Source organism: Pseudomonas sp. QE6, assembly GCF_041379005.1.
GTDB lineage: Bacteria > Pseudomonadota > Gammaproteobacteria > Pseudomonadales > Pseudomonadaceae > Pseudomonas.
This window is the reverse complement of the sequence record NZ_CP166873.1, coordinates 5,661,712-5,686,512: the sequence shown is the minus strand read 5'-3', so window position 1 is coordinate 5,686,512 and position 24,801 is coordinate 5,661,712. Positions and strand designations below refer to the sequence as shown.

At 63.7% G+C, this 24,801-nt stretch carries 20 protein-coding genes; 18 read left to right on the top strand and 2 right to left on the bottom strand.

The annotated features are described in order from the left end of the window. Window positions 1–19: 19 nt before the first annotated feature. The gene (locus ACAW63_RS25960; protein WP_371230219.1) at window positions 20–2,719 is read right to left on the bottom strand and encodes a [protein-PII] uridylyltransferase; all 2,700 of its coding nucleotides are present in this window, start codon (window positions 2,717–2,719) and stop codon (window positions 20–22) included. Window positions 2,720–2,858: 139 nt separating this feature from the next. Then, a complete protein-coding gene (map, locus tag ACAW63_RS25955) occupies window positions 2,859–3,641 on the bottom strand; it encodes a type I methionyl aminopeptidase (protein ID WP_152225043.1) in 783 nt (260 codons plus the stop codon). A 285-nt stretch (window positions 3,642–3,926) separates the two neighbouring features. On the opposite strand from map, the gene rpsB reads away from it, so the two are divergent. From rpsB to tilS, 18 genes are all read left to right on the top strand, one after another. After that, complete coding sequence (gene rpsB / locus ACAW63_RS25950) at window positions 3,927–4,667, top strand: 30S ribosomal protein S2 (RefSeq protein ID WP_275608239.1); 741 nt, start codon at window positions 3,927–3,929, stop codon at window positions 4,665–4,667. 125 nt (window positions 4,668–4,792) lie between these two features. Continuing rightward, the gene (tsf, locus tag ACAW63_RS25945; RefSeq protein ID WP_275608238.1) at window positions 4,793–5,662 is read left to right on the top strand and encodes a translation elongation factor Ts; all 870 of its coding nucleotides are present in this window, start codon (window positions 4,793–4,795) and stop codon (window positions 5,660–5,662) included. A 206-nt stretch (window positions 5,663–5,868) separates the two neighbouring features. Next, a complete protein-coding gene (pyrH, locus tag ACAW63_RS25940) occupies window positions 5,869–6,606 on the top strand; it encodes a UMP kinase (RefSeq protein WP_207885442.1) in 738 nt (245 codons plus the stop codon). A 1-nt stretch (window position 6,607) separates the two neighbouring features. Continuing rightward, complete coding sequence (frr, locus tag ACAW63_RS25935; protein WP_152225035.1) at window positions 6,608–7,165, top strand: ribosome recycling factor; 558 nt, start codon at window positions 6,608–6,610, stop codon at window positions 7,163–7,165. Between the two features lie 16 nt (window positions 7,166–7,181). Further along, complete coding sequence (uppS, locus tag ACAW63_RS25930) at window positions 7,182–7,937, top strand: polyprenyl diphosphate synthase (protein ID WP_371230216.1); 756 nt, start codon at window positions 7,182–7,184, stop codon at window positions 7,935–7,937. After that, complete coding sequence (locus tag ACAW63_RS25925) at window positions 7,931–8,746, top strand: phosphatidate cytidylyltransferase (protein ID WP_371230215.1); 816 nt, start codon at window positions 7,931–7,933, stop codon at window positions 8,744–8,746. Before uppS ends, ACAW63_RS25925 begins: the two co-directional genes overlap by 7 nt. Beyond that, window positions 8,743–9,933, top strand: a complete 1,191-nt coding sequence (gene ispC / locus ACAW63_RS25920; RefSeq protein WP_371230213.1) for a 1-deoxy-D-xylulose-5-phosphate reductoisomerase — start codon at window positions 8,743–8,745, stop codon at window positions 9,931–9,933. Before ACAW63_RS25925 ends, ispC begins: the two co-directional genes overlap by 4 nt. Before the next feature lie 16 nt (window positions 9,934–9,949). Further along, entirely contained in the window at window positions 9,950–11,302 is a 1,353-nt protein-coding gene (rseP, locus tag ACAW63_RS25915; RefSeq protein ID WP_371230211.1) for a sigma E protease regulator RseP, read from the top strand. 73 nt (window positions 11,303–11,375) lie between these two features. Continuing rightward, on the top strand, window positions 11,376–13,730 hold the full coding sequence (gene bamA / locus ACAW63_RS25910; protein WP_371230209.1) for an outer membrane protein assembly factor BamA: 2,355 nt from the start codon (window positions 11,376–11,378) through the stop codon (window positions 13,728–13,730). Between the two features lie 48 nt (window positions 13,731–13,778). After that, on the top strand, window positions 13,779–14,282 hold the full coding sequence (locus ACAW63_RS25905; protein WP_207885435.1) for an OmpH family outer membrane protein: 504 nt from the start codon (window positions 13,779–13,781) through the stop codon (window positions 14,280–14,282). Then, a complete protein-coding gene (lpxD, locus tag ACAW63_RS25900) occupies window positions 14,282–15,343 on the top strand; it encodes a UDP-3-O-(3-hydroxymyristoyl)glucosamine N-acyltransferase (RefSeq protein WP_371230207.1) in 1,062 nt (353 codons plus the stop codon). Before ACAW63_RS25905 ends, lpxD begins: the two co-directional genes overlap by 1 nt. A gap of 48 nt (window positions 15,344–15,391) precedes the next feature. Next, window positions 15,392–15,832 carry a 3-hydroxyacyl-ACP dehydratase FabZ gene (fabZ, locus tag ACAW63_RS25895; RefSeq protein WP_152225019.1) on the top strand — a complete coding sequence of 147 codons (441 nt, stop codon included), beginning with the start codon at window positions 15,392–15,394 and terminating at the stop codon, window positions 15,830–15,832. Beyond that, on the top strand, window positions 15,829–16,605 hold the full coding sequence (gene lpxA, locus ACAW63_RS25890; RefSeq protein ID WP_371230205.1) for an acyl-ACP--UDP-N-acetylglucosamine O-acyltransferase: 777 nt from the start codon (window positions 15,829–15,831) through the stop codon (window positions 16,603–16,605). The genes fabZ and lpxA overlap by 4 nt, the downstream gene beginning before the upstream one ends. A 2-nt stretch (window positions 16,606–16,607) precedes the next feature. Continuing rightward, window positions 16,608–17,750: a lipid-A-disaccharide synthase gene (lpxB, locus tag ACAW63_RS25885; RefSeq protein ID WP_371230204.1), complete on the top strand. Its 1,143-nt coding sequence runs from the start codon at window positions 16,608–16,610 to the stop codon at window positions 17,748–17,750. Continuing rightward, window positions 17,750–18,361, top strand: coding sequence for a ribonuclease HII (gene rnhB / locus ACAW63_RS25880; protein ID WP_371230202.1), 612 nt, complete (start codon window positions 17,750–17,752; stop codon window positions 18,359–18,361). The genes lpxB and rnhB overlap by 1 nt, the downstream gene beginning before the upstream one ends. A 154-nt stretch (window positions 18,362–18,515) precedes the next feature. Further along, on the top strand, window positions 18,516–22,046 hold the full coding sequence (gene dnaE / locus ACAW63_RS25875; protein WP_371230201.1) for a DNA polymerase III subunit alpha: 3,531 nt from the start codon (window positions 18,516–18,518) through the stop codon (window positions 22,044–22,046). 253 nt (window positions 22,047–22,299) lie between these two features. Continuing rightward, window positions 22,300–23,250 (top strand): acetyl-CoA carboxylase carboxyl transferase subunit alpha, encoded by a 951-nt coding sequence (accA, locus tag ACAW63_RS25870; RefSeq protein WP_371230199.1) that lies wholly within the window; start codon window positions 22,300–22,302, stop codon window positions 23,248–23,250. Window positions 23,251–23,319: 69 nt separating this feature from the next. Continuing rightward, window positions 23,320–24,648, top strand: coding sequence for a tRNA lysidine(34) synthetase TilS (gene tilS / locus ACAW63_RS25865; protein ID WP_371230198.1), 1,329 nt, complete (start codon window positions 23,320–23,322; stop codon window positions 24,646–24,648). Window positions 24,649–24,801 lie beyond the last annotated feature (153 nt).

Genomic DNA, 24,801 nt, shown 5'->3' with positions numbered 1-24,801 from the left:
CTTTCTTTCCAAATGCTGACTAAATGCTGATGCGCACCGGCATGGTCTGCTGGCCGCCGTCGGAGAGGATGTCGACCAGGGCGGTCTGTATGCGCTTGCACAGCTCGGGGTCGGAAAGCGGCTGGTTATTCGCATCGGTGACGAAGAACACGTCTTCCACGCGTTCGCCCAGGGTGGCGATCTTGGCGTTCTGCACCGACAGGTCGAAGTCGAGGAACAGACCGCCGATGCGCGCCAAAAGGCCTGGGCGATCCGGCGCGATGACTTCCAGCACGCTGACCTGGCGGGCGGCGTCGGTGGAAATGGTCACCTGCGGGGCGAAGGCGAAGTGCTTGAGCTGGCGCGGTACGCGGCGCTGGATGATGGTCGGGTATTCGTCCGGGTCCTTCAGGGCGTAGACCAGACCTTCGCGAATTTCCGCGACACGGGCGGGATTGTCGCCAATCGAGCCGCCATCGGCGTCGAGCACTATGTAGGTGTCGAGGGTGAACAGGCTGGTGGAGGTGATGATCCGCGCATCCTGAATGTTCAGGTTGAGCTGGTCCATCGCCGCCACGGTCACGGCGAAGAAGTCGTGCTGGTCGGCGGCATAGATGAAGATCTGGGTGCCGCCCTCGAATTCGCGCTGGGCGGTTTCCTTGATCAGCACCAGCGGCGTGCCGTCGTCCGGATGCTGGAGGATGGCTTCGGTGTGCCAGGCCACGTCGGCGGCGGTGTGGCGCAGGAAGTAATCGTCGCCCAGCTGGCTCCAGAGCTGTTCGGCGTCGTCCTGGTCGATGCCGCCGCGCACCAGGATGTCGATGGCCGCGCTCTGCGTCTGGCGAATCTGCTCTTCGCGGTCCACCGGGTTCTCCAGGCCGCGGCGCAGGGCGCGCTTGGTCTCGGTGTAGAGCTGGCGCAGCAGGCTGGCGCGCCAGGAGTTCCACAGCGTCGGGTTGGTGGCGTTGATGTCGGCCACGGTGAGCACGTAGAGGTAGTCCAGGTAGGTCTGGTTGCCCATCAGCTGGGCGAAGTCGTAGATCACCTGCGGGTCGGACAGGTCCTTGCGCTGGGCCGTGGTGGACATGACCAGGTGGTTCTGCACCAGCCAGGACACCAGGCTGGTGTCCCACGGCGGCAGCTGGTGGCGCTGGCAGAAGTGCTCGGCATCCACCGCCCCCAGTTCCGAGTGGTCGCCGCCGCGACCCTTGGCGATGTCGTGGTAGAGGCCGGCGATGTAGATCAGCTCGGGCTTGGGCAGGCGTTCCATGATCTTGCTGGCCAGCGGGTACTTCTCCGCCATGTCCGGGCGGCGCAGCTTGCGCAGGTGCTTGATCAGGTTGAGGGTGTGGGCGTCCACCGTATAGATGTGGAACAGGTCGTGCTGCATCTGCCCGACGATCAGGCCGAACTCCGGCAGGTAGCGACCGAGGATGCCGTAGCGGTTCATCCGCCGCAGGTTGCGGTGGATGCCTTCGCGGCACTTGAACAGCTCGATGAACAGGCTGGTGTTGCGGATATCGTGGCGGAAGTCGTCGTCGATCAGGTGCCGGCTGTCGCGCAGCAGGCGGATGGTGTCGGCGCGCACGCCCTTGATCTCCGGATGCTGGGCCAGCAGCACGAAGATTTCCAGCAGGGCGAACGGGGTGCGCTTGAAGACGTTGGCGTGGGTGACTTCCAGGTAGCCGTCGCGCAGTTGGAAGCGACTGTTGAGCGGCTGGATCTGGCCGTTCTCGCCGGCGCGCAGGATCACTTCCTCGAAGTGTTGCATGATCAGGTCGTTCAGCTCGGAAACCGCCATCACCACGCGGTAGTACTTCTGCATGAAGCGTTCGACCGCCAGCTTGGCGTCGTTGCCTTCATAACCGAGCATCCCGGCGATGCGCCGCTGGTGGTCGAACAGCAGACGGTCTTCGGCGCGTCCGGCGAGCATGTGCAGGGCGTAGCGGACCTTCCAGAGGAATTCCTGGCTGGAGGCGAGCACGCTGCATTCGCTTTCCACCAGGAAGCCTTCGCGCACCAGGGCGTGCAGGTTGAGGCTGCCGAAGTGACGGCGGGCGACCCAGAGCAGGGTCTGGATGTCGCGCAGGCCACCCGGCGAGCCCTTCACGTTGGGCTCGAGGTTGTATTCGGTGTCGTTGTATTTGGTGTGACGGTGAATCTGTTCCTTGCGCTTGGCCAGGTAGAACTGGCCGCTCGGCCACATCTGTTGCGCGTTGGTGGTCTGGAGCATGCGTTGGCGCAGGACGTCGGGGCCGGAGATGGTCCGGCATTCCATCAGGTTGGTGACCACTGTCAGGTCGGCGCGTGCTTCCTCGGCGCACTCGGCCACGGAGCGTACGCTCTGGCCGACTTCCAGGCCGATGTCCCAGAGCAGGGTGAGGAAGCCCTCGATGGGCTCGCGGAAGCTTTCCTGGTCCTCGCTGTCGAGCAGGATCAGCAGGTCGATGTCCGAGTGCGGGTGCAGTTCACCGCGCCCGTAGCCGCCCACGGCGACCAGTGCGATGTCGGCGGCGTCGCCCCAGTTGAAGCGGCTCCAGGCCTGCTGCAGGATCTGGTCGACGAACCAGGCGCGGTCTTCGATCAGCCGGCGGATGTCGCGGCCGCCGTTGAAGCGGGCGTCGAGCACCTCGTTGGCCTGACGAATGGCCTTCTTGAACGCGGCAATAGGGCTGGACTTGAGGGCCAGTTCCGCCTGGAACTGTCCACGGTCGAACAACTCGGGATCCACCTGCGGCATGGCGGCCTTCCTGATTCAGGGATTGAGGGAGGGCAGGGGCAAGATGTGCGACGGGCCTGGCGCGTGGCGCCGGGCCCGGGCATGCCGGGCCGGGATTTGTATGTTCTACCCAGCCGTCGGCAAGATTGCAAACCGCTTCTTAGGCAGAGGTGCGCGGGAAGCTTTCGTCATTGCGCAGGGTCAGGATCTCGTAGCCATCGGCGGTGACCAGTACGGTGTGCTCCCACTGCGCGGACAGCTTGCGGTCCTTGGTGATGGCGGTCCAGCCGTCGCCCAGCAGGCGGGTTTCCGGGCGGCCCTGGTTGATCATCGGCTCGATGGTGAAGATCATGCCTTCCTTGAGCTCCAGGCCGGTGCCGGCGCGGCCGTAGTGCAGCACCTGGGGTTCTTCGTGGAAGACCTTGCCGATGCCATGGCCGCAGTACTCGCGCACCACGGAGAAACCGTTCTTCTCGGCGTACTTCTGGATCACCTCGCCGATGTCGCCCAGGCGCGCGCCCGGCTTGACCACGGCGATGCCCTTGTACATGCATTCCTGGGTGATCTGGCAGAGACGATCAGCCCATTCCGGGGTCTTGCCGACCAGGAACATCTTGCTGGTGTCGCCGTGGTAGCCGTCCTTGATCACGGTGATATCGAGGTTGACGATATCGCCTTCCTTCAGCGGCTTGTCGTTGGGGATGCCGTGGCACACCACGTGATTGATCGAGGTGCAGATCGACTTGGGGAAGCCCTTGTAGTTCAGCGGCGCCGGAATGGCCTTCTGCACGTTGACGATGTAGTCGTGGCAGATACGGTCCAGTTCGTCGGTGGTGACCCCGGGCTTGACGTGCTCGCCGATCATTTCCAGCACTTCGGCGGCCAGACGGCCGGCGACGCGCATTTTCTCGATGTCTTCGGGCGTCTTGATGGTGACGGTCATGCGAATTCTCTTGAGGCGCTGCGATCGCGCGGATAATGAGATGAATGCGCAAGTCTACCAGACCTTGGGCCTTCCTTTTAAGGGTGAGACGGGATGCCGGACATCTGTTCGGGTTTCGCTGGGGCCGAGGTTGTGGTATAAAGCGCCCCGCTTCGAAGGCTACGGCCGTTTCGAGGCATAAACCCACACATGCATCGACACGATGGCCTGGGTGCCTTTCGACTGGTTCGGAGGGTTGGCCGTTGGGATGCATGGAGGCCTAACCCGACTTATCGAGGAACTATCATGTCCCAAGTCAACATGCGCGATATGCTGAAGGCCGGTGTGCACTTCGGCCACCAGACCCGTTACTGGAACCCGAAAATGGGCAAGTTCATTTTCGGCGCGCGCAACAAGATCCACATCATCAACCTCGAAAAAACCCTGCCGATGTTCAACGAGGCCCTGACCTTCGTTGAGCGCCTGGCCCAGGGCAAGAACAAGATCCTGTTCGTCGGCACCAAGCGTTCCGCCGGCAAGATCGTTCGCGAAGAAGCTGCCCGTTGCGGCATGCCGTACGTCGACCACCGTTGGCTGGGCGGCATGCTCACCAACTACAAGACCATCCGTCAGTCGATCAAGCGCCTGCGCGAGCTGGAAACCCAGTCCCAGGACGGCACCTTCGCCAAGCTGACCAAGAAAGAAGCCCTGATGCGCACCCGTGATCTGGAAAAACTGGATCGCAGCCTGGGTGGTATCAAGGACATGGGCGGCCTGCCGGACGCTCTGTTCGTGATCGACGTCGACCACGAGCGCATCGCCATCACCGAAGCCAACAAGCTGGGCATCCCGGTCATCGGCATCGTCGATACCAACAGCAGCCCGGAAGGCGTTGACTATGTTATCCCGGGCAACGACGACGCCATCCGCGCCGTTCAGCTGTACCTGGGTTCCATGGCCGAAGCCGTTCTGCGTGGTAAGCAGAACGCCACTGGCGGTGCTGACGAGTTCGTAGAAGAAGCGCCGGCCGAGTCCGCCGAAGGCTGATTCCAGGACGTCCAGACGTCCTACGGTGCGCAGGAAGGGGGCTAGGCCCCCTTTTTGCCACCCTGCAAATTCCGCCCGGGCAGCCGGGCGATCTGGTTTTGAGAGCAACTCAAGAGGATTTCGAAATGGCAGAAATTACTGCAGCACTGGTCAAGGAACTGCGTGAGCGTACCGGCCAGGGCATGATGGAGTGCAAGAAGGCCCTGGTAGCCGCTGAAGGCGATATCGAGAAGGCCATCGACGACATGCGCGCTTCCGGCGCCATCAAGGCTGCCAAGAAGGCTGGCAACATCGCCGCCGAAGGCTCCATCGCCGTTAAAGTGGCTGATGACGCCAAATCCGCCACCATCATCGAAGTCAACTCGCAGACCGACTTCCTGGCCCTGCAGGACGACTTCAAAGGCTTCGTGGCCGCCAGCCTGGACAAGGCTGTAGCCCAGAAGCTGACCGATGCCGCTCCGCTGATCGCAGAACAAGAGCCGGCCCGTGAAGCCCTGGTCGCCAAGTGCGGCGAAAACGTCAACATCCGTCGTCTGGCTCGCGCCGAAGGTGACGTGGTTGGCGCCTACCTGCACGGCCATCGCATCGGCGTTCTGGTCACCCTGAAGGGCGGCAACGCTGACCTGGCTCGCGACATCGCCATGCACATCGCTGCCAGCAACCCGCAGTTCCTGGATCCGTCGCAGGTTTCCGAAGAAGCCGTTGCCAAAGAGAAGGAAATCTTCCTTGCTCTGAACGCCGACAAGATCGCCGGCAAGCCGGAAAACATCGTCGAGAACATGGTCAAAGGCCGTATCTCGAAGTTCCTGGCCGAAGCCAGCCTGGTCGAGCAAGCCTTCGTCAAGGATCCGGAAGTCAAGGTGGGTGACCTGGCCAAGAAGGCCGGCGCCGAAATCGTTTCCTTCATTCGTTATGAAGTAGGCGAAGGCATCGAGAAAGTCGAAGCTGACTTCGCTGCCGAGGTTGCTGCTCAAGTAGCCGCTTCCAAGCAGTAATAGACGGTCTCACGACTGTCGCCCCGCAAGAGGCTGCCCGCTAACGCGCGCGGCCTCTTTGCCAAACTGGGGAAGCCAAATGGGGCGGTTTCCGCGACGCAGGCCCGCACGGTGGGTTAAGGGCGTCGTAAGCGTGGCGGGTCCATGCTTCCAAACCAAGGCGCCGTGGGGCGCCAAGCATTCAATCGCCGCAGGAGAAATAGGTCATGGCTCAGCAGCTGAGCGCTCGTCAACCTCGCTATAAACGCATTCTTCTAAAACTGAGCGGCGAAGCCCTGATGGGGTCCGAGGAATTCGGTATCGACCCCAAGGTGCTCGATCGGATGGCCCTGGAAATCGGCCAGCTCGTGGGTATCGGTGTCCAGGTCGGCCTGGTCATCGGCGGTGGCAACCTGTTCCGTGGCGCGGCGCTGTCCGCGGCCGGCATGGATCGCGTCACCGGCGACCACATGGGCATGCTGGCCACCGTGATGAACGGCCTGGCCATGCGTGATGCGCTGGAGCGTTCCAACATCACCGCCATCGTCATGTCCGCCATTTCCATGGTCGGCGTGACCGATCATTACGACCGCCGCAAGGCCATGCGCCACCTGAACAGCGGCGAGGTCGTGATCTTCTCCGCCGGCACCGGCAACCCGTTCTTCACCACCGATTCCGCCGCCTGCCTGCGCGCCATTGAAATAGATGCTGACGTAGTGCTGAAGGCGACCAAGGTGGACGGCGTGTACACTGCCGACCCGTTCAAGGACCCGAATGCCGAGAAATTCGAACGTCTGACGTACGATGAAGTGCTCGATCGCAAGCTGGGCGTGATGGACCTGACCGCCATCTGCCTGTGCCGGGACCAGAAAATGCCGCTGCGGGTGTTCAACATGAACAAGCCCGGCGCGCTGCTGAATATTGTTGTAGGTGGTGCTGAAGGCACCCTGATCGAGGAGGATTGAGATGATCAACGAGATCAAGAAGGAAGCTCAGGATCGCATGGGCAAAACCCTGGAAGCCCTGGGGCATGCCTTCGCCAAGATTCGTACCGGCCGTGCTCACCCGAGCATTCTGGATAGCGTCATGGTGTCCTACTATGGTTCCGACACCCCGCTGCGCCAGGTCGCCAACATCACCGTGGAAGACTCCCGCACCCTGGCCTTGAGCGTGTTCGACAAGAGCATGATCCAGGCAGTCGAGAAGGCCATCATGACCTCCGACCTGGGCCTGAACCCGGCGACTGCCGGAACCACCATCCGCGTGCCGATGCCGGCCCTGACCGAAGAGACCCGCAAGGGCTTCACCAAGCAGGCTCGCGCCGAGGCCGAACAGGCCCGGGTATCCGTGCGCAACATCCGCCGCGATGCCCTGGCTCAGCTGAAGGACCTGCAGAAAGAGAAGGAAATCAGCGAAGACGACGAGCGTCGCGCCGGTGACGATATCCAGAAGATCACCGACAAGTTCGTCGCCGATATCGAAAAGGCCCTCGAGGCCAAGGAAGCGGATCTGATGGCCGTCTGACGGTCGGGCTCTCGTCATGGAAAAGACCAAGCAGGTGACGCCCGTGCCCCGGCACGTGGCAATCATCATGGACGGCAACAACCGCTGGGCGAAAAAGCGCCTGATGCCCGGTGTCGCCGGGCATAAAGCGGGGGTGGATGCCGTCCGCGCGGTGATCAAGACCTGCGCCGAGGCGGGCGTCGAAGTGCTGACCCTGTTCGCCTTCTCCAGCGAGAACTGGCAGCGCCCGGCCGACGAGGTCGGCGCGCTGATGGAGCTGTTCCTCATGGCCCTGCGCCGTGAGGTGCGCAAGCTCAGCGCCAATGGTATCCGCCTGCGCATCATCGGAGACCGCAGCCGTTTTGCTCCCGAGTTGCAGACGGCGATGCGCGAGGCGGAAAGCCTGACGGCCAATGGCGCCACCATGCTGCTGCAGGTGGCGGCCAATTATGGCGGCCAGTGGGACATCACCCAGGCTGCCCAGCGCCTCGCCCGGGAAGTGCAGGCCGGCCACCTGGCGCCGGACGAGATCACCCCGGAGCTGATCCAGGGCTGTCTGTCCACGGGCGACCAGCCGTTGCCGGACCTGTGCATCCGCACTGGCGGCGAACATCGCATCAGCAATTTTCTTCTCTGGCAGCTGGCGTATGCCGAGCTGTATTTCTCCGATCTCTACTGGCCCGACTTCAAGCGCGAGGCCATGCAGGCCGCGCTGGTCGACTACGCCTCTCGTCAGCGTCGCTTCGGCAAGACCAGCGAGCAGGTCGAGGCCGAGGCTCCCCCGACATGTTGAAACAACGAATCATCACGGCGCTGATCCTGTTGCCGGTCGCGCTGGGTGGTTTCTTCCTCCTCGATGGTGCGGCGTTCTCGCTGTTCATCGGTCTGGTGGTCAGTGTCGGCGCCTGGGAATGGGCGCGTCTGGCCGGATATAGCGAGCAGTCCGCGCGGGTTGGCTACGCTGCCGCAGTGGCTGCGCTGATGCTCACCCTCTCCTGGCTGCCGCAGCTGGCCGGGGCGGTGCTGGTACTGGCGCTGCTCTGGTGGTTGCTGGCGACCGTCATGGTGCTGACCTACCCCGATAGCGCGTCGAGCTGGGGTGGCTGCTGGCGGCGCCTGCTGATCGGCCTGTTGATCCTGGTGCCGGCCTGGCAGGGGCTGGTGCTGCTCAAGCAGTGGCCGCTGGCCAACTGGCTGATCGTTGCCGTGATGGTGCTGGTCTGGGCGGCCGATATCGGCGCCTATTTCTCCGGCAAGGCCTTCGGCAAGCGCAAGCTGGCGCCGCGGGTCAGCCCCGGCAAGAGCTGGGAAGGTTTCTACGGCGGCCTGGCGCTGAGCCTGGCGATCACCATCGCCGTGGCGATCTATCGCGACTGGACGGTGCGTGAGTTGCTTCTGGCGCTGCCCTGTGCCGCGATCGTGGTGGCGCTGTCGGTGGTGGGCGACCTCACCGAGAGCATGTTCAAGCGCCAGTCGGGTCTCAAGGACAGCAGCAACCTGCTGCCGGGGCACGGTGGGGTGCTTGATCGCATCGACAGCCTGACGGCGGCGATTCCGGTATTCACCGCGCTGCTGTGGATCGTGGGTTGGGGGGCGCCGTGAGCAGTCCGCAGTGGATCAGCGTGCTGGGGGCGACGGGATCGATCGGTCTCAGCACCCTCGATGTCATCGCGCGTCACCCTGAGCGTTACCGTGTCTTCGCCCTGAGCGGTTTCTCCCGGCTCGCCGAGCTGGAAGCCCTCTGCCTGAAGCATCGTCCGCGTTTCGCCGTCGTGCCTGAGGCCGATCAGGCCCGCCACCTGCAGGGCGGGTTGCTGGCGGCGGGGCTGGATACCCGCGTGCTCGTCGGCGAGGCGGGGTTGTGCGAGATCGCCAGTCATCCCGAGGTGGATGCGGTCATGGCGGCCATCGTCGGTGCAGCCGGGCTGAAGCCCACGCTGGCCGCTGTCGAGGCCGGCAAACGAGTGCTGCTGGCCAACAAGGAGGCGCTGGTGATGTCCGGCGCCCTGTTCATGGATGCCGTTCGCGCCAGTGGCGCGGTACTGCTGCCGATCGACAGCGAGCACAATGCGATTTTCCAGTGCATGCCCGCGGACTACTCGCGCGGTCTCGGCGAGGTCGGTGTGCGTCGGATTCTGTTGACGGCCTCCGGCGGTCCGTTCCGCGAGACGCCACTGGAAATGCTGTCGGACGTTTCTCCCGAGCAGGCTTGCGCCCATCCCAACTGGTCGATGGGGCGGAAGATTTCCGTCGATTCCGCCAGCATGATGAACAAGGGGCTGGAGCTGATCGAGGCCTGCTGGCTGTTCGACGCGCCGCCCTCCAAGGTCGAGGTGGTGATTCATCCGCAGAGCGTCATTCATTCCCTGGTGGACTATGTGGATGGCTCGGTGCTCGCGCAGCTCGGCAATCCGGACATGCGCACGCCCATCGCCCATGCGTTGGCCTGGCCGCAGCGGATCGACTCCGGTGTCGCGCCGCTGGACCTGTTCGCCATTGCCCGGCTGGATTTCTGCCCGCCGGATGAGCGGCGCTTCCCTTGCCTGCGACTGGCCCGACAAGCGGCTGAAGTCGGCGGCAGCGTCCCGGCAATGCTCAATGCGGCCAACGAAGTGGCGGTGGCGGCCTTCCTCGAGCGGCGCATCCGCTTTACCGAGATCGCGGTTATCATCGAGGACGTGCTGAACCGCGAGGCGCATGCCCCGGTCGAATCCCTCGATGCGGTGCTGGCAGCCGACCGGCGTGCACGTGACGCCGCACAGGCGTGGTTGCAGGAACGCGGGCGTTGACGCCCAGGAGGTAGCGATGAGCGCCCTATACATGATCGTCGGCCTGGTGGTCGCACTGGGTGTGCTGGTTACCTTCCATGAGTTCGGGCACTTCTGGGTGGCGCGGCGCTGTGGCGTGAAAGTGCTGCGTTTCTCCGTAGGTTTCGGCACCCCGCTGGTGCGCTGGCATGATCGCCAGGGCACCGAGTTCGTCGTGGCTGCCATTCCGCTGGGCGGCTACGTGAAGATGCTCGACGAGCGCGAGGGCGATGTGCCGTCGGAGCTGCTCGACCAGGCCTTCAACCGCAAGTCGGTCTTCCAGCGCATCGCCATCGTCTCCGCCGGCCCCGTGGCCAATTTCCTCCTGGCGATCCTGTTCTTCTGGGTGCTGGCCATGCTGGGCAGCCAGCAGATCAAGCCCGTCATCGGCTCCATCATCGCTGACAGCCCGGCTGCCTTGGGCGGCCTGGCCGCGGGGCAGGAAGTGGTGGCGGTCGACGGCAAGGCGGTGGAAGGCTGGAATGGCGTCAATCTGCAGCTGGTGCGCCGTCTCGGCGAAACCGGTGAGCTGAGCGTCTCCGTGCTCGACCCGGGCTCCTCCGTTCCGGTCATCCACCAATTGCAGCTCAAGGCCTGGCTCAAGAGCGCTGATAACCCGGATCCCATCGCCGGATTGGGGATTCAGCCCTGGCGTCCGGCCATCGCGCCGGTCCTGGCGGAGCTGGATGAGAAGGGGCCGGCCAAGGCGGCAGGGCTCAAGGTCGGGGACCGTCTGCTGAGTGTCGATGGGCAGGCGGTGGAGGACTGGCAGCAGGTGGTGGACAAGGTCCGGGCTCGTCCCGAGGCACGCGTCGTGCTGGCTATCGAGCGTGACGGCCAGCGGCAGGATATTACCCTGACACTGGCGGCGAAAGGCGAGGGCAAGGCCCGTGCCGGATACCTGGGGGCGGGTGTCTCGGGTGGTCAGTGGCCGGCGGACATGCTTCGCAAAATCAGCTACGGACCGGTGGACGCAGTCGGGGAGGCGCTCTCCCGAACCTGGTCGATGAGCCTGCTAACTCTGGATTCTCTAAAGAAAATGGTGCTCGGGCAGCTCTCGGTAAAAAACTTGAGCGGGCCGATAACCATTGCTAAAGTGGCGGGCGCTTCAGCCCAGTCGGGTGTAGGGGATTTTCTGCATTTCCTCGCCTACCTGAGCATCAGTTTGGGGGTTCTCAACCTGTTGCCGATTCCCGTCCTAGACGGCGGGCATCTGCTGTTCTACGTGGTCGAGTGGGTGCGAGGTCGCCCACTGTCGGAGCGGGTCCAGGCTTGGGGGATGCAAATTGGCATCAGCCTGGTGGTCGGGGTCATGTTGTTGGCCCTGGTCAACGATCTGAGTCGACTGTAACCCGCCATTGAATTTCGGATCTGCCGCCACCTGCGGCAGATTCTTTATTTGTCAGTTGGAATAAAAGGACTCCATGAAACGCTTTCTGCTAACCGCGGCCTTTTCCGCGCTGATGATCGCCCAGGTTCACGCCGAGTCCTTCACTGTTTCTGATATCCGGGTCAACGGCCTGCAGCGCGTGTCGGCTGGCAGCGTGTTCGCGGCGCTGCCGCTGAACGTCGGCGAGCAGATCGACGATCGCCGCCTGGTCGAAGCGACCCGCTCCCTGTTCAAGACCGGATTCTTCCAGGACATCCAGCTCAGTCGTGATGGCAATGTGCTGATCGTCAACGTGGTCGAGCGTCCGTCGATCTCCAGCATCGAGATCGAGGGCAACAAGGCCATCACCACCGAAGACCTGATGAAAGGTCTGAAGCAGTCCGGCCTGGCCGAAGGCGAGATCTTCCAGCGCGCGACCCTCGAAGGCGTGCGCAACGAACTGCAGCGTCAGTACGTGGCCCAGGGTCGTTACTCCGCCGAGATCGAGACCGAGGTGGTGCCGCAGCCGCGCAACCGCGTCGCCCTGAAGATCACCATCAACGAAGGCACCGTGGCGGCCATCGCCCATGTCAACGTGGTGGGCAACACCGTCTTCTCCGAAGAGGACCTGACCGACCTGTTCGAGCTGAAGACCACCAACTGGCTGTCCTTCTTCAAGAACGACGACAAGTATTCCCGCGAGAAGCTCTCCGGTGACCTGGAGCGCCTGCGCTCCTACTACCTGGACCGTGGCTACATCCACATGGATATCGCCTCGACCCAGGTTTCCATCACCCCGGACAAGAAGCACGTCTACATCACCGTCAACGTCAACGAAGGCGAGAAGTACACCGTTCGCGACGTGAAGCTCTCCGGCGACCTGAAGGTGCCGGAAGACGAAATCAAGAAGCTGCTGCTGGTGAAGAAGGGCCAGGTCTTCTCGCGCAAGGTGATGACCACCACCTCCGACCTGATCACCCGCCGCCTGGGTAACGAAGGCTATACCTTCGCCAACGTCAACGGCGTGCCGGAGCCCCATGACGACGACAAGACCGTCTCGATCACCTATGTGGTCGATCCGGGCAAGCGCGCCTACGTCAATCGCATCAACTTCCGTGGCAACACCAAGACCGAGGACGAAGTACTCCGTCGCGAGATGCGCCAGATGGAAGGCGGCTGGGCTTCGACCTACCTGATCGACCAGTCCAAGCAGCGCCTGGAGCGCCTGGGCTACTTCAAGGAAGTCAACGTCGAGACCCCGGCCGTGCCTGGCACCGATGACCAGGTCGACGTGAACTACAGCGTGGAAGAGCAACCGTCCGGCTCCATTACCGCCAGTATCGGTTTCGCCCAGAGCGCCGGTCTGATCCTCGGCGGCTCGATCAGCCAGAACAACTTCCTGGGTACCGGTAACAAGGTCAGCCTCGGCCTGACCAAGTCCGACTACCAGACTCGCTACAACTTCGGCTTTGTCGACCCCTACTGGACCGTCGACGGCGTGAGCCTGGGCTACAACGCCTTCTACCGCAAGACCGACTACAGCGACCTGGATGTCGACGTTTCCAGCTACTCGGTCAACAGCTACGGCGCCGGCGTCAGCATCGGCTACCCGATCAGCGAAACCTCGCGTCTGACCTACGGCCTGACCGCGCAGAAGGACGAGATCGATACCGGCGTCTACACCGTCGACGAGATCTTCAACTTCATCCAGCAGGAAGGCGACAGCTTCACCAACTTCAAGGCCTCCATCGGCTGGTCCGAGTCGACCCTGAACAAGGGCGTGCTGGCCAACCGTGGTCACTCGCAGAGCCTGGTGCTGGAATCCACCGTTCCGGGCAGCGACCTGTCGTTCTACAAGCTCGATTACCGCGGCCAGATCTTCGCTCCGCTCACCGAGAACTACACCATGCGCTTCCACACCGAGCTCGGCTACGGTGATGGCTATGGGTCCACCGACCGCCTGCCGTTCTACGAGAACTACTACGCGGGCGGCTTCAACTCGGTGCGTGGCTTCAAGGACAGCACCCTCGGCCCGCGCAGTACGCCGAGCAAGGGCACCAATCCGGGGACTGAGTACGACCCGGACCAGGACCCGCAAGCCTTTGGTGGTAGCATCCTGATCACCGGCGGCGCCGAAGTCCTGTTCCCGCTGCCGTTCGTGAAGGATCAGCGTCAGCTGCGCAGCGTGGTGTTCTGGGACGTGGGTAACGTATTCGATTCCGATTGCCCGACTTCGACTACCCAGGGCTGCGATGGCGTCAAGTTCAATGACATGGCCATGTCCGCCGGTGTGGGCCTGACCTGGATCACCGCGCTGGGTCCGCTGAGCTTCGCCCTGGCGACCCCGATCAAGAAGCCGGACAACGCAGAAACCCAGATCTTCCAGTTCTCCCTGGGGCAGACCTTCTAATTGGCCGTATCGTTGTAAAGACAACCATGCTTTGTGCAGGAGTGCATTGTGCGTAAGTTGACCCAGTTCGTTCTGATCACCGCTGCCCTTATGGCGAGCCCTGCGTTCGCCGATATGAAGATCGCGGTGCTCAACTATCAGATGGCACTCCTCGAGTCGGACGCGGCCAAGCAGTACGCCGTGGACGCGGAGAAGAAATTCGGCCCCCAGCTGAACAAGCTCAAGGCGCTGGAAAGCGACGCCAAGGCGCTGCAGGACAAGTTGGTCAGCGGGGGCAGCAAGATGTCCCAGTCCGAGCGGGAAAAGGCCGAGAACGACTTCAAGCAGAAGGCCCGTGACTTCCAGTTCCAGTCCAAGGAACTGAACGAGGCCAAGGCCGTCGCCGACCGCGACATGCTGAAGAAGCTCAAGCCGAAGCTGGACCAGGCCGTCGAGGAAACCATCAAGAAGGGTGGCTATGACCTCGTGGTCGAGCGTGGTGCCGTGGTGGACGTGAAGCCGCAGTACGACATCACCCGTCAAGTCATCGAGCGCATGAACCAGCTGCGCTGATGATGACCGAGCTGTCCTTTACCCTCGCTGAACTGGCTGCGCAGCTCGATGCCGAGCTGCGCGGCGATCCCGCTCAAGTCATTCGCGGCCTGGCAACCCTCCAGGAAGCCGGCGCGGATCAACTGAGCTTCCTGGCCAACCCGCAGTACCGCAAGTTCCTGCCTGAGAGCAAGGCGGGTGCAGTGCTGCTGACGGCAGCCGATGCCGAAGGTTTCACCGGCAACGCGCTGGTGGTGGCCAACCCCTACCTGGCGTACGCCGGCCTTTCGCATCAGTTCGACCGCAAGCCCAAGGCGCCTGCCGGTATCCATCCCACTGCAGTGGTCGATGAAGGTGCCCAGGTCGACCCGACCGCCAGTATCGGTCCCTACGCGGTGATCGAGGCTGGCGCGCAGATCGGCGCCGGCGTTACCGTCAGCGCCCATTGCTTCGTCGGCGCGTGTAGCGTGATCGGCGAAGGCGGCTGGCTGGCCCCGAGAGTGACCCTTTACCACGACGTGCGCATCGGCAAGCGCGTGGTGATCCAGTCCGGCGCCGTGCTGGGTGGCGAGGGCTTCGGCTTCGCCAACCAGAAGGGCGTCTGGCAGAAGATCGCGCAGATTGGCGGCGTGACCGTGGGCGATGACGTCGAGATCGGCGCCAATACCACGATCGACCGCGGTGCGCTGTCCGATACCCTGGTGGGCAATGGCGTGAAGCTGGACAACCAGATCATGATCGCCCACAACGTGCAGATCGGTGATCACACCGCCATGGCGGGCTGCTGCGGGATTTCCGGCAGCGCCAAGATCGGCAAGCATTGCATGCTCGCCGGTGGCGTCGGCCTGGTCGGCCACATCGAAATCTGCGACAACGTCTTCGTCACCGGGATGACTATGGTGACCCGTTCGATTACCGAACCGGGTTCCTATTCCTCCGGTACTGCCATGCAGCCGGCCGGCGAATGGAAGAAGAGCGCCGCGCGTATTCGCCAGCTGGATGACATGGCCCGTCGTCTGCAGCAGCTGGAAAAGCGCGTGGCTGCCGTGACCCCGAGTGGAGACGCTCCATCTGATGCGTGATCAGCGCATTTTTTGGCGTTTCCCTTTTCTGAACAGGCTTCCCTGAACATGATGGACATCAACGAGATTCGCGAATACCTGCCTCATCGCTACCCCTTCCTGCTGGTGGATCGGGTGGTGGAGCTGGACATTGAAGGCAAGCGCATTCGCGCCTACAAGAATGTCAGCATCAACGAGCCGTTCTTCAATGGCCATTTCCCGCAACACCCGATCATGCCGGGCGTGCTGATCATCGAAGCCATGGCCCAAGCGGCCGGTATCCTCGGCTTCAAGATGCTCGACGTGAAGCCGGCCGACGGCACCCTGTACTATTTCGTCGGCTCCGACAAGCTGCGCTTCCGTCAGCCGGTGCTGCCGGGCGACCAACTGCAGCTGCATGCCCAGTTCATCAGCGTCAAGCGCGGCATCTGGAAGTTCGATTGCCATGCCACCGTCGATGACAAGCCGGTATGCTCGGCCGAAATCATCTGTGCGGAACGCAAACTATGAGTTTGATCGATCCTCGCGCCATCATCGACCCGCGCGCAAAGCTGGCTGACGACGTAGAGGTGGGCCCCTGGTCCATCGTCGGGCCGGATGTGGAGATCGGCGAAGGTACGGTGATCGGTCCGCACGTGGTGCTCAAGGGCCCCACGAAGATCGGCAAGCACAATCGCATCTTTCAGTTCTCCAGCGTCGGCGAGGACACTCCCGACCTGAAGTACAAGGGCGAGCCGACTCGCCTGGTGATCGGCGACCATAACGTGATCCGCGAGGGTGTCACCATCCATCGCGGCACCATCCAGGATCGTTCGGAAACCACCATCGGCGACCACAACCTGTTCATGGCCTACGTTCACGTCGGCCACGACAGTGTGATCGGCAACCATTGCATTCTGGTGAACAACACCGCGCTGGCCGGCCATGTTCACGTGGATGACTGGGCGATCCTGTCCGGTTACACCCTGGTGCACCAGTTCTGTCGTATCGGCGCGCACAGCTTCTCCGGCATGGGCAGCGCGATCGGCAAGGACGTTCCGGCCTATGTGACCGTCTTCGGCAACCCCGCCGAAGCCCGTAGCATGAACTTCGAAGGCCTGCGCCGGCGTGGCTTCAGCGCCGAAGCCATCCAGGCGCTGCGTCGGGCCTACAAGGTGGTTTACCGCCAGGGGCTGACCGTGGACGAAGCGCTCGCCGAGCTCGTCGAGGTTTCGGAGCAGTTCCCGGAGGTAGCGGTATTCCGCGACTCCATCCAGAGCTCCACTCGCGGCATCACCCGCTGACCATGCAGCCGACCGTACGCAAGCTGCGCGTCGCCCTGGTCGCGGGCGAGGCGTCCGGCGATATCCTTGGCTCCGGCCTGATGCAGGCGCTCAAGCAACGTCACCCCGACATCGAGTTCATCGGTGTCGGTGGTCCGCGCATGCAGGCCGAAGGACTGCAGTCGCATTTTCCGATGGAGCGCCTCGCGGTCATGGGCCTGGTCGAGGTGCTCGGCCGCCTGCGCGAGCTGCTGCGCCGGCGCAAGGACCTCGTCCAGATGCTGATCGCGGCCAGGCCGGACGTGTTCATCGGCATCGATGCGCCAGACTTCAACCTGAACATCGAATTGAAGCTGCGCCGCGCGGGCATCCGCACGGTGCACTACGTCAGCCCGTCGGTCTGGGCCTGGCGGCAGAAACGCGTGCTGAAGATCAAGGAAGCCTGCGACCTGATGCTCGCGCTGTTCCCCTTCGAGGCGCGCTTCTACGAAGAACATGCGGTGCCGGTGCGTTTCGTCGGCCATCCGCTGGCCAACACCATTCCACTGGAGGCCGACCGTGCTGGTGCGCGCTTGCGCCTGGGCCTGCCGCAGGGCGCCAGCGTCGTCGCGCTGCTGCCTGGAAGCCGGGGAGGGGAGGTCGGCAAACTCGGCGCGCTGTTCCTCGATACCGCTCAACGCCTGCTTCAGGAGCGTCCGGGCCTGCGTTTCGTGCTGCCTTGCGCCAGCCCCGAGCGTCGCGTACAGATCGAGGAAATGCTGGCCGGCCGCAATCTGCCGGTGCAGTTGCTCGACGGCGCGTCCCATGAAGCCCTGGCTGCCTGCGACGCCGTGCTGATCGCCTCCGGCACCGCCACCCTTGAAGCGCTGCTGTACAAGCGGCCTATGGTCGTCGCCTACAAGGTGGCGCCGATGACCTACCGCATACTCAAGCGGCTGGTGAAGAGCCCGTACATCTCGCTGCCGAACCTGCTGGCCAACCGATTGCTGGTGCCTGAGTTGATCCAGGATGCGGCGACACCCGAGGCGCTGGCCACTACCTTGCTGCCACTGCTGGATGATGGCAGTGTGCAGACCGAATCCTTCGACGCCATCCACCGCGCCCTGCGCCAGGATGCGTCGGCGCAGGCCGCCGAAGCGGTGCTCGCCCTGGTGGAGAAACACTGATGCAGATGGGCCTGGATTTCGCCCTGGTGGAAGAGCTGGTCGCAGGTGTCGATGAAGTCGGCCGCGGCCCGCTGTGCGGCCCCGTGGTGACGGCGGCGGTCATCCTCGATCCGGCCCGTCCGATCAGTGGGCTGAACGATTCCAAGAAGCTCACCGAAGCCAAGCGCGAAAAGCTCTTTGACGAAATCCGCGAAAAGGCCCTGGCCTGGTGCATCGCCCGCGCGGATGTGCATGAGATCGACCAGCTGAACATCCTCCACGCCACCATGCTCGCCATGCAGCGCGCGGTGGAAGGCCTGAGCGTCATGCCGAAGCTGGCGCTGATCGACGGCAATCGCTGTCCGAAGTTGAAGGTGCCTTCTGCGCCGGTGGTGCAGGGCGATGCCAAGGTCCCGGCGATCGCCGCCGCCTCGATCCTGGCCAAGGTCAGCCGTGACCGCGAGATGCAGGAAATGGAAGCGCTGTACCCCGGCTACGGTATCGGCGGGCATAAGGGCTATCCGACGCCGGTGCACCTGGAAGCGCTCAAGCGCCTGGGCCCGACGCCGATCCATCGGCGCTCCTTCGGTCCGGTGCGCGAGCTGCTGGAAAACCCCGCCGGCATCCTGTAACACGCTGTTATTACTCTGGAACTCCTCGCGGCCAGCGGCTCGCCGGTGACTTGAACCACCCGGCGCGACGGCTGGCCCATTGATCCCTGTAGCTTTGCGGAGAGCCCCGGTACAATCCGGGGCTTGCCGTTTTTCGCGTTTGCCAAGGACCACCATGACCGCCACCTTCGTTCACCTGCGTCTGCACACCGAATTCTCCCTGGTCGACGGCCTGGTGCGGGTCAAGCCGCTGATCAAGGCGGTTGCGGGTTCGGGAATGCCGGCGGTGGCGGTGACCGACCTGAGCAACATGTGCTCACTGGTGAAGTTCTACAAGACAGCCATGGGCGGCGGCATCAAGCCGATCTGCGGCGCCGATATCTGGCTGGCCAACCGCGACGACGACGGTCCGCTGACCCGCCTGACCCTGCTGGCGATGAACGCCAAGGGCTACCGCAACCTCACCGAGCTGATCTCCCGTGGCTGGCAGGAAGGCCAGCGCAATGGCGAGATCATCATCGAGCGCGAGTGGGTGAAGGAGGCGGCCGAGGGTCTGATCGCGCTGTCCGGCTCGAAGGAAGGCGAGATCGGCATGGCGCTGCTGGAAGGCGACAACGCCCTGGCGGACGCTCTGCTCGCCGAGTGGCTGGAAGTCTTCCCGGACCGCTTCTACCTGGACATCCAGCGTACCAACCGGGTCAACGACGAAGAGCACGTGCATGCGGCCGTGGCCCTGGCCGAGCGCAGTGGTGCGCCCCTGGTGGCGACCAACGACGTGCGCTTCATCAAACAGGACGACTTCGAGGCCCACGAAACCCGCGTGTGCATCGGCGAAGGCCGTGCGCTGGATGATCCGCGCCGCTCGCGCAACTATTCCGACCAGCAGTATCTGAAGAGCCCGGCGGAAATGGCCGAGCTGTTCAGCGACATTCCCGAAGCGCTGGAAAACTCCGTCGAGATCGCCAAGCGCTGCAACATCGAGGTGCAGCTGGGCAAGTACTTCCTGCCCAACTTCCCGATTCCCTACGACGACATGGACATCAACCAGTACCTGCGCCATGTCTCCTACGAGGGCCTGGAGGAGCGCCTGGCCGTGCTCTGGCCGAAGGAAACCACGCCCAACTACGAAGAGAAGCGGCAGATCTACGTCGACCGCCTGGAGTTCGAGCTGGGCACCATCATCCAGATGGGCTTCCCCGGCTACTTCCTGATCGTGATGGACTTCATCAAGTGGGCCAAGAACAACGGTGTGCCGGTAGGCCCCGGCCGGGGTTCGGGTGCCGGCTCGCTGGTCGCCTACGTGCTGAAGATCACCGACCTCGATCCGCTGGCCTATGACCTGCTGTTCGAACGTTTCCTCAACCCCGAACGTATTTCCATGCCCGACTTCGACGTCGATTTCTGCATGGAAGGCCGCGACCGGGTGATCGACTACGTGGCCGGCGCCTACGGCCGCAACGCGGTGAGCCAGATCATCACCTTCGGTTCCATGGCCGCGAAGGCGGTGGTGCGCGACGTGGCGCGGGTACAGGGCAAGTCCTACGGCCTGGCCGACAAGCTGTCGAAGATGATCCCCTTCGAAGTGGGCATGACCCTGGAGAAGGCCTACGAGCAGGAAGAGATGCTCCGCGACTTCCTCAAGTCCGACGAGGAAGCCCAGGAAATCTGGGACATGGCGCTCAAGCTGGAAGGCGTCACCCGTGGTACCGGCAAGCATGCCGGTGGTGTGGTGATCGCCCCGACCAAGCTGACCGACTTCGCCCCCATCGCCTGTGACGAAGAGGGCGCGGGCCTGGTGACCCAGTTCGACAAGGACGACGTGGAAGCCGCGGGCCTGGTGAAGTTCGACTTCCTCGGCCTGCGGACCCTGACCATCATCAAGTGGGCGATGGAGATCATCCATCGCAAGCAGCAGAAAGCCGGCGAGACCGCACTGGTCGACATCGACCGCATCCCGCTGGACGACAAGAAGACCTACGACCTGCTGCAGAAGGCGGAGACCACCGCGGTCTTCCAGCTCGAATCGCGCGGCATGAAGGAGCTGATCAAGAAGCTCAAGCCGGACTGCCTGGAAGACCTCATCGCACTGGTGGCGCTGTTCCGTCCCGGTCCGCTGCAGTCGGGCATGGTGGACGACTTCATCAACCGTAAGCACGGTCGCGAGGAAATCTCCTACCCGCACCCGGATTACCAGTACGCCGGCCTCGAACCGGTGCTCAAGCCCACCTACGGCATCATCCTGTACCAGGAACAGGTGATGCAGATCGCCCAGGTGATGGCGGGCTACACCCTCGGTGGCGCGGACATGCTACGTCGCGCCATGGGCAAGAAAAAGCCCGAGGAGATGGCCAAGCAGCGCGGCGGCTTCATCGAAGGCTGCGCCAACAACGGGATCGACGCGAACCTCGCGGGCAACATCTTCGACCTGGTGGAAAAGTTCGCCGGCTACGGCTTCAACAAGTCGCACTCCGCCGCCTACGGCCTGGTGTCCTACCAGACCGCCTGGCTGAAGACCCACTGGAAAGCCCCGTTCATGGCCGCGGTACTCACTGCGGATATGCAGAACACCGACAAGGTGGTGACGCTCATCGAAGAGTGCCGCCACATGAAACTGCGCATCGTCGCGCCGGACGTGAACAACTCCGAATTCCGTTTCACCGTGGATGACGACGACCAGATCGTCTACGGCCTGGGTGCAATCAAGGGCGTCGGCGAAGGTCCGGTGGAAGCCATCACCGAGTGCCGCGCCGAAGGCGGACCGTTCAAGAACCTGTTCGACTTCTGCGACCGCATCGACCTCAAGCGCGTCAACAAGCGCACCCTGGAAGCGCTGATCCGCGCCGGTGCGCTGGATCGCCTCGGCCCGCATTTTTATGACGAGCCCAAGGCCTACCACGCCCACGTCGACATCAACCGCGCCGTATTGCTGGCGTCCATGGAAGAGGCCGTGAAGGCCGCCGAGCAGACCTCGCGCAGCCACGACAGCGGCCACATGGACCTGTTCGGCGGCGTGTTCGCCGAGCCCGAGGCGGACGTCTACGCCAACCACCGCAAGGTCAAGGCGCTCAACCTCAAGGAACGCCTGAAGGGCGAGAAGGACACCCTCGGCCTGTACCTGACCGGTCACCCGATCGACGAGTACGAAGGCGAGGTGCGGCGTTTCGCCCGCCAGCGCATCGTCGAGCTCAAGCCCGCGCGCGATACCCAGACCGTCGCCGGCCTGATCGTCAACCTGCGGGTGATGAAGAACAAGCGCGGCGACAAGATGGGCTTCGTGACCCTGGACGACCGCTCCGGGCGTATCGAGGCCTCGCTGTTCGCCGAGGCCTTCGCCGCCAACCAGGCGCTGCTGCAGACCGACGCGCTGGTGGTGATCGAGGGCGAAGTCAGCCAGGACGATTTCTCCGGCGGCCTGCGCCTGCGTGCCAAGCGTGTGATGGGGCTGGAGGAGGCGCGCACCTCGCTGGCGGAGAGCCTGCGGGTGAAAGTGCACGCGGATGCGCTCAAGGGCGACCGCCTGCGCTGGCTGGCCGACCTCTGCACCCGTCATCGCGGCAGTTGCCCGGTCACCGTCGACTACAGCGGCGAGCAGGCGCGCGCCTTGCTGCAGTTCGGCGAACAGTGGCGGATCGACCCCGCGGACAACCTGATTCAAGCGTTGCGTGACCAGTTCGGCCGCGACAACGTCTTCCTGAACTACCGCTAGTGAGGTCGGTGGCCATAGGCCGCCCGCCCGCCAGTCTCGACCCTTGGCGCCCGATACCGTAAGGTAGGGCGCTTTCAGGTCGTGGAAAACGTCACGAGCGACGGCCAAGCGAGGCGAAAGGGCTCGAAAAAGCGCAGTTTGCGACTGCAAATGAGCATTTTGAGAGCGCTTTCAACGCTGCCTGGCCTAGCGCAGTAGTTTTAACGGCCTGAAAACGGAAAGGCCCTGCCGCCATCATTACGACGGATAGCCCATGAACCCGAATTTTCTCGATTTCGAACAGCCCATTGCCGACCTGCACGCCAAGATCGAAGAGCTGCGCCTGGTCGGTAACGACAACGCCCTGAACATCACCGACGAAATCTCCCGTCTGCAGGAGAAGAGCAAGGCGCTGACCGAGAACATCTTCGGCAACCTGTCCAGCTGGCAGATCGCCCAGCTCGCGCGCCATCCGCGTCGCCCCTACACCCTCGATTACATCGAGCACATCTTCACCGAGTTCGAAGAGCTGCACGGCGACCGTCATTTCGCCGATGACGCGGCCATCGTCGGTGGCGTTGCCCGCCTGGAGGACCAGCCGGTGATGGTCATCGGCCACCAGAAGGGCCGCGAAGTGCGCGAGAAGGTTCGCCGCAACTTCGGCATGCCGCGTCCGGAAGGCTACCGCAAGGCCTGCCGCCTGATGGAAATGGCCGAGCGCTTCAAGATGCCGATCCTGACCTTTATCGATACCCCCGGCGCCTACCCGGGCATCGACGCCGAAGAGCGCGGCCAGAGCGAGGCCATCGCCTGGAACCTGCGCGTCATGGCGCGCCTGAAGACCCCGATCATCGCCACCGTGATCGGCGAAGGCGGTTCCGGCGGCGCACTGGCCATTGGCGTGTGCGACCAGCTGAACATGCTGCAGTACTCCACCTACGCGGTGATTTCGCCCGAAGGTTGCGCCTCGATCCTCTGGCGTACCGCCGAGAAGGCGCCGGATGCCGCCGAGGCCATGGGCATCACCGCCAGCCGCCTGAAGGACCTGGGTATCGTCGACAACATCATCCCCGAGCCGCTGGGCAGTGCCCACCGCGACCCGGCCGCGATGTCCCAGTCGATCCGCAAGGCCCTGCTCGGCCAGCTGGATGTTCTCAAGCAACTGAGCACCGAAGAGCTGCTGGCGCGCCGCTACGAGCGCCTGATGAGCTACGGCGTCGCCTGATCGACGTCTTCGGCGCAGCGTGGATGACGAGGTATCCTTGCCTCGTCATCCGTCCCGCCTTCCTGCGCCATGTCCCTTGACTCCCTGTCCCTGGAAAACCGACTTCTAGCTGCGCTCGCACCCTGGCGCTGCGCGCCGGCGTGGCGCGTGGCATTGTCCGGTGGGCTGGATTCCACCGTTCTCCTGCATCTGCTGGTACGACTCGCCCGTCGCGAGCCATTGCCGCCGATCTCCGCCATTCATGTTCATCACGGTCTGCAGGCCGTCGCCGACGCCTGGCCGGAGCATTGCCAGCGGTTCTGCGATGCACTGGGTGTGCCGTTGCATGTCGAATATGTGCGGGTGGATGACGGCGCCAGCCTGGAACGTGCAGCTCGGGAGGCGCGCTACGCCGCATTCACAGCGATGCTGGGGGCGGGCGAGTGCCTGCTGACCGGCCAGCACCGCGACGACCAGGCGGAGACCGTACTGTTCCGCCTGTTCCGTGGCTCTGGCGTGCTTGGTCTGGCGGGGATGTCTGCCTGCCGTCCATTGGGAGCCGGGCTCCTGCTGCGCCCGCTGTTGGGCGTCTCTCGCGACGAGATTGAGCGCTATGCCCGCAGCCACGGTCTGGCCTGGGTGGAGGACCCCTCCAATGCCAGCGACGATTACGACCGCAATTACCTGCGTAATCAGGTGCTGCCGGTGATTGCCCGGCGCTGGCCGGCGGCGGGGGAAACCATCGCCCGTAGCGCCGAGCATCTCGCGGAGGCCGACGATCTGCTGGCGGAGCTGGCCCAAGCCGATCTGACGGGGGCGGACCAACAGATGCACTATCGGGGAATGCCGCTGCCTTCCCTGGCGATCGGGTCGCTGGCCTCCCTGAGCGATTCGCGCCAGCGCAACGTGCTGCGCCACTGGCTGGGTCCCCTCGCGCGCCTGCCCGACAGCGCGCACTGGGCCGGCTGGCGGGATCTGCGCGATGCCCGGGCGGACGCAGAACCGGTCTGGCGCCTCGCCGACGGCGAGCTGCGCCGCGCCAATGGTCGACTCTGGTGGCTCTCGCATGCTTGGCTGGCCTTCGCACCGCAAGCGCAGCCCTGGGTGGATGCTTCTCAATCATTGGCGCTGCCCGGAAATGGCTCGTTGCACTTCGAGGGCGAGCCGCCGCTCGGGCTGCTGGAGGTCCGTTACCGGCAGGGCGGGGAGGTCCTGGCATTACCCGGCCGTGGCCGCCGCGATCTCAAGCGCCTGCTCAACGAGGCCGGCATTCCGGCCTTTCTCCGTGGCCGCCTGCCGCTGCTCTGGCGAGCCGACGAACTGCTGGGAGTGGCGCTGTTGCCGGAGCTGCGAGCCGAGGAATGCTCGTCATGGACCCTGTGCTGGTTACCTCCGACGAATGACTCGGGTTTGAGCTGATAGCCGCTTTCCGGTAGACTACGCTCCCGTCTTATATCGCTCCTGCCGATCCCCTGTGGAATCAGCGGGAGTTCGCTATTTTCACGACGAAGTCGTGAGCCGGGTCCCAGACCCGACACCTTCGCTTCCCCGGCGGCCGAGCCGCCTAAACGC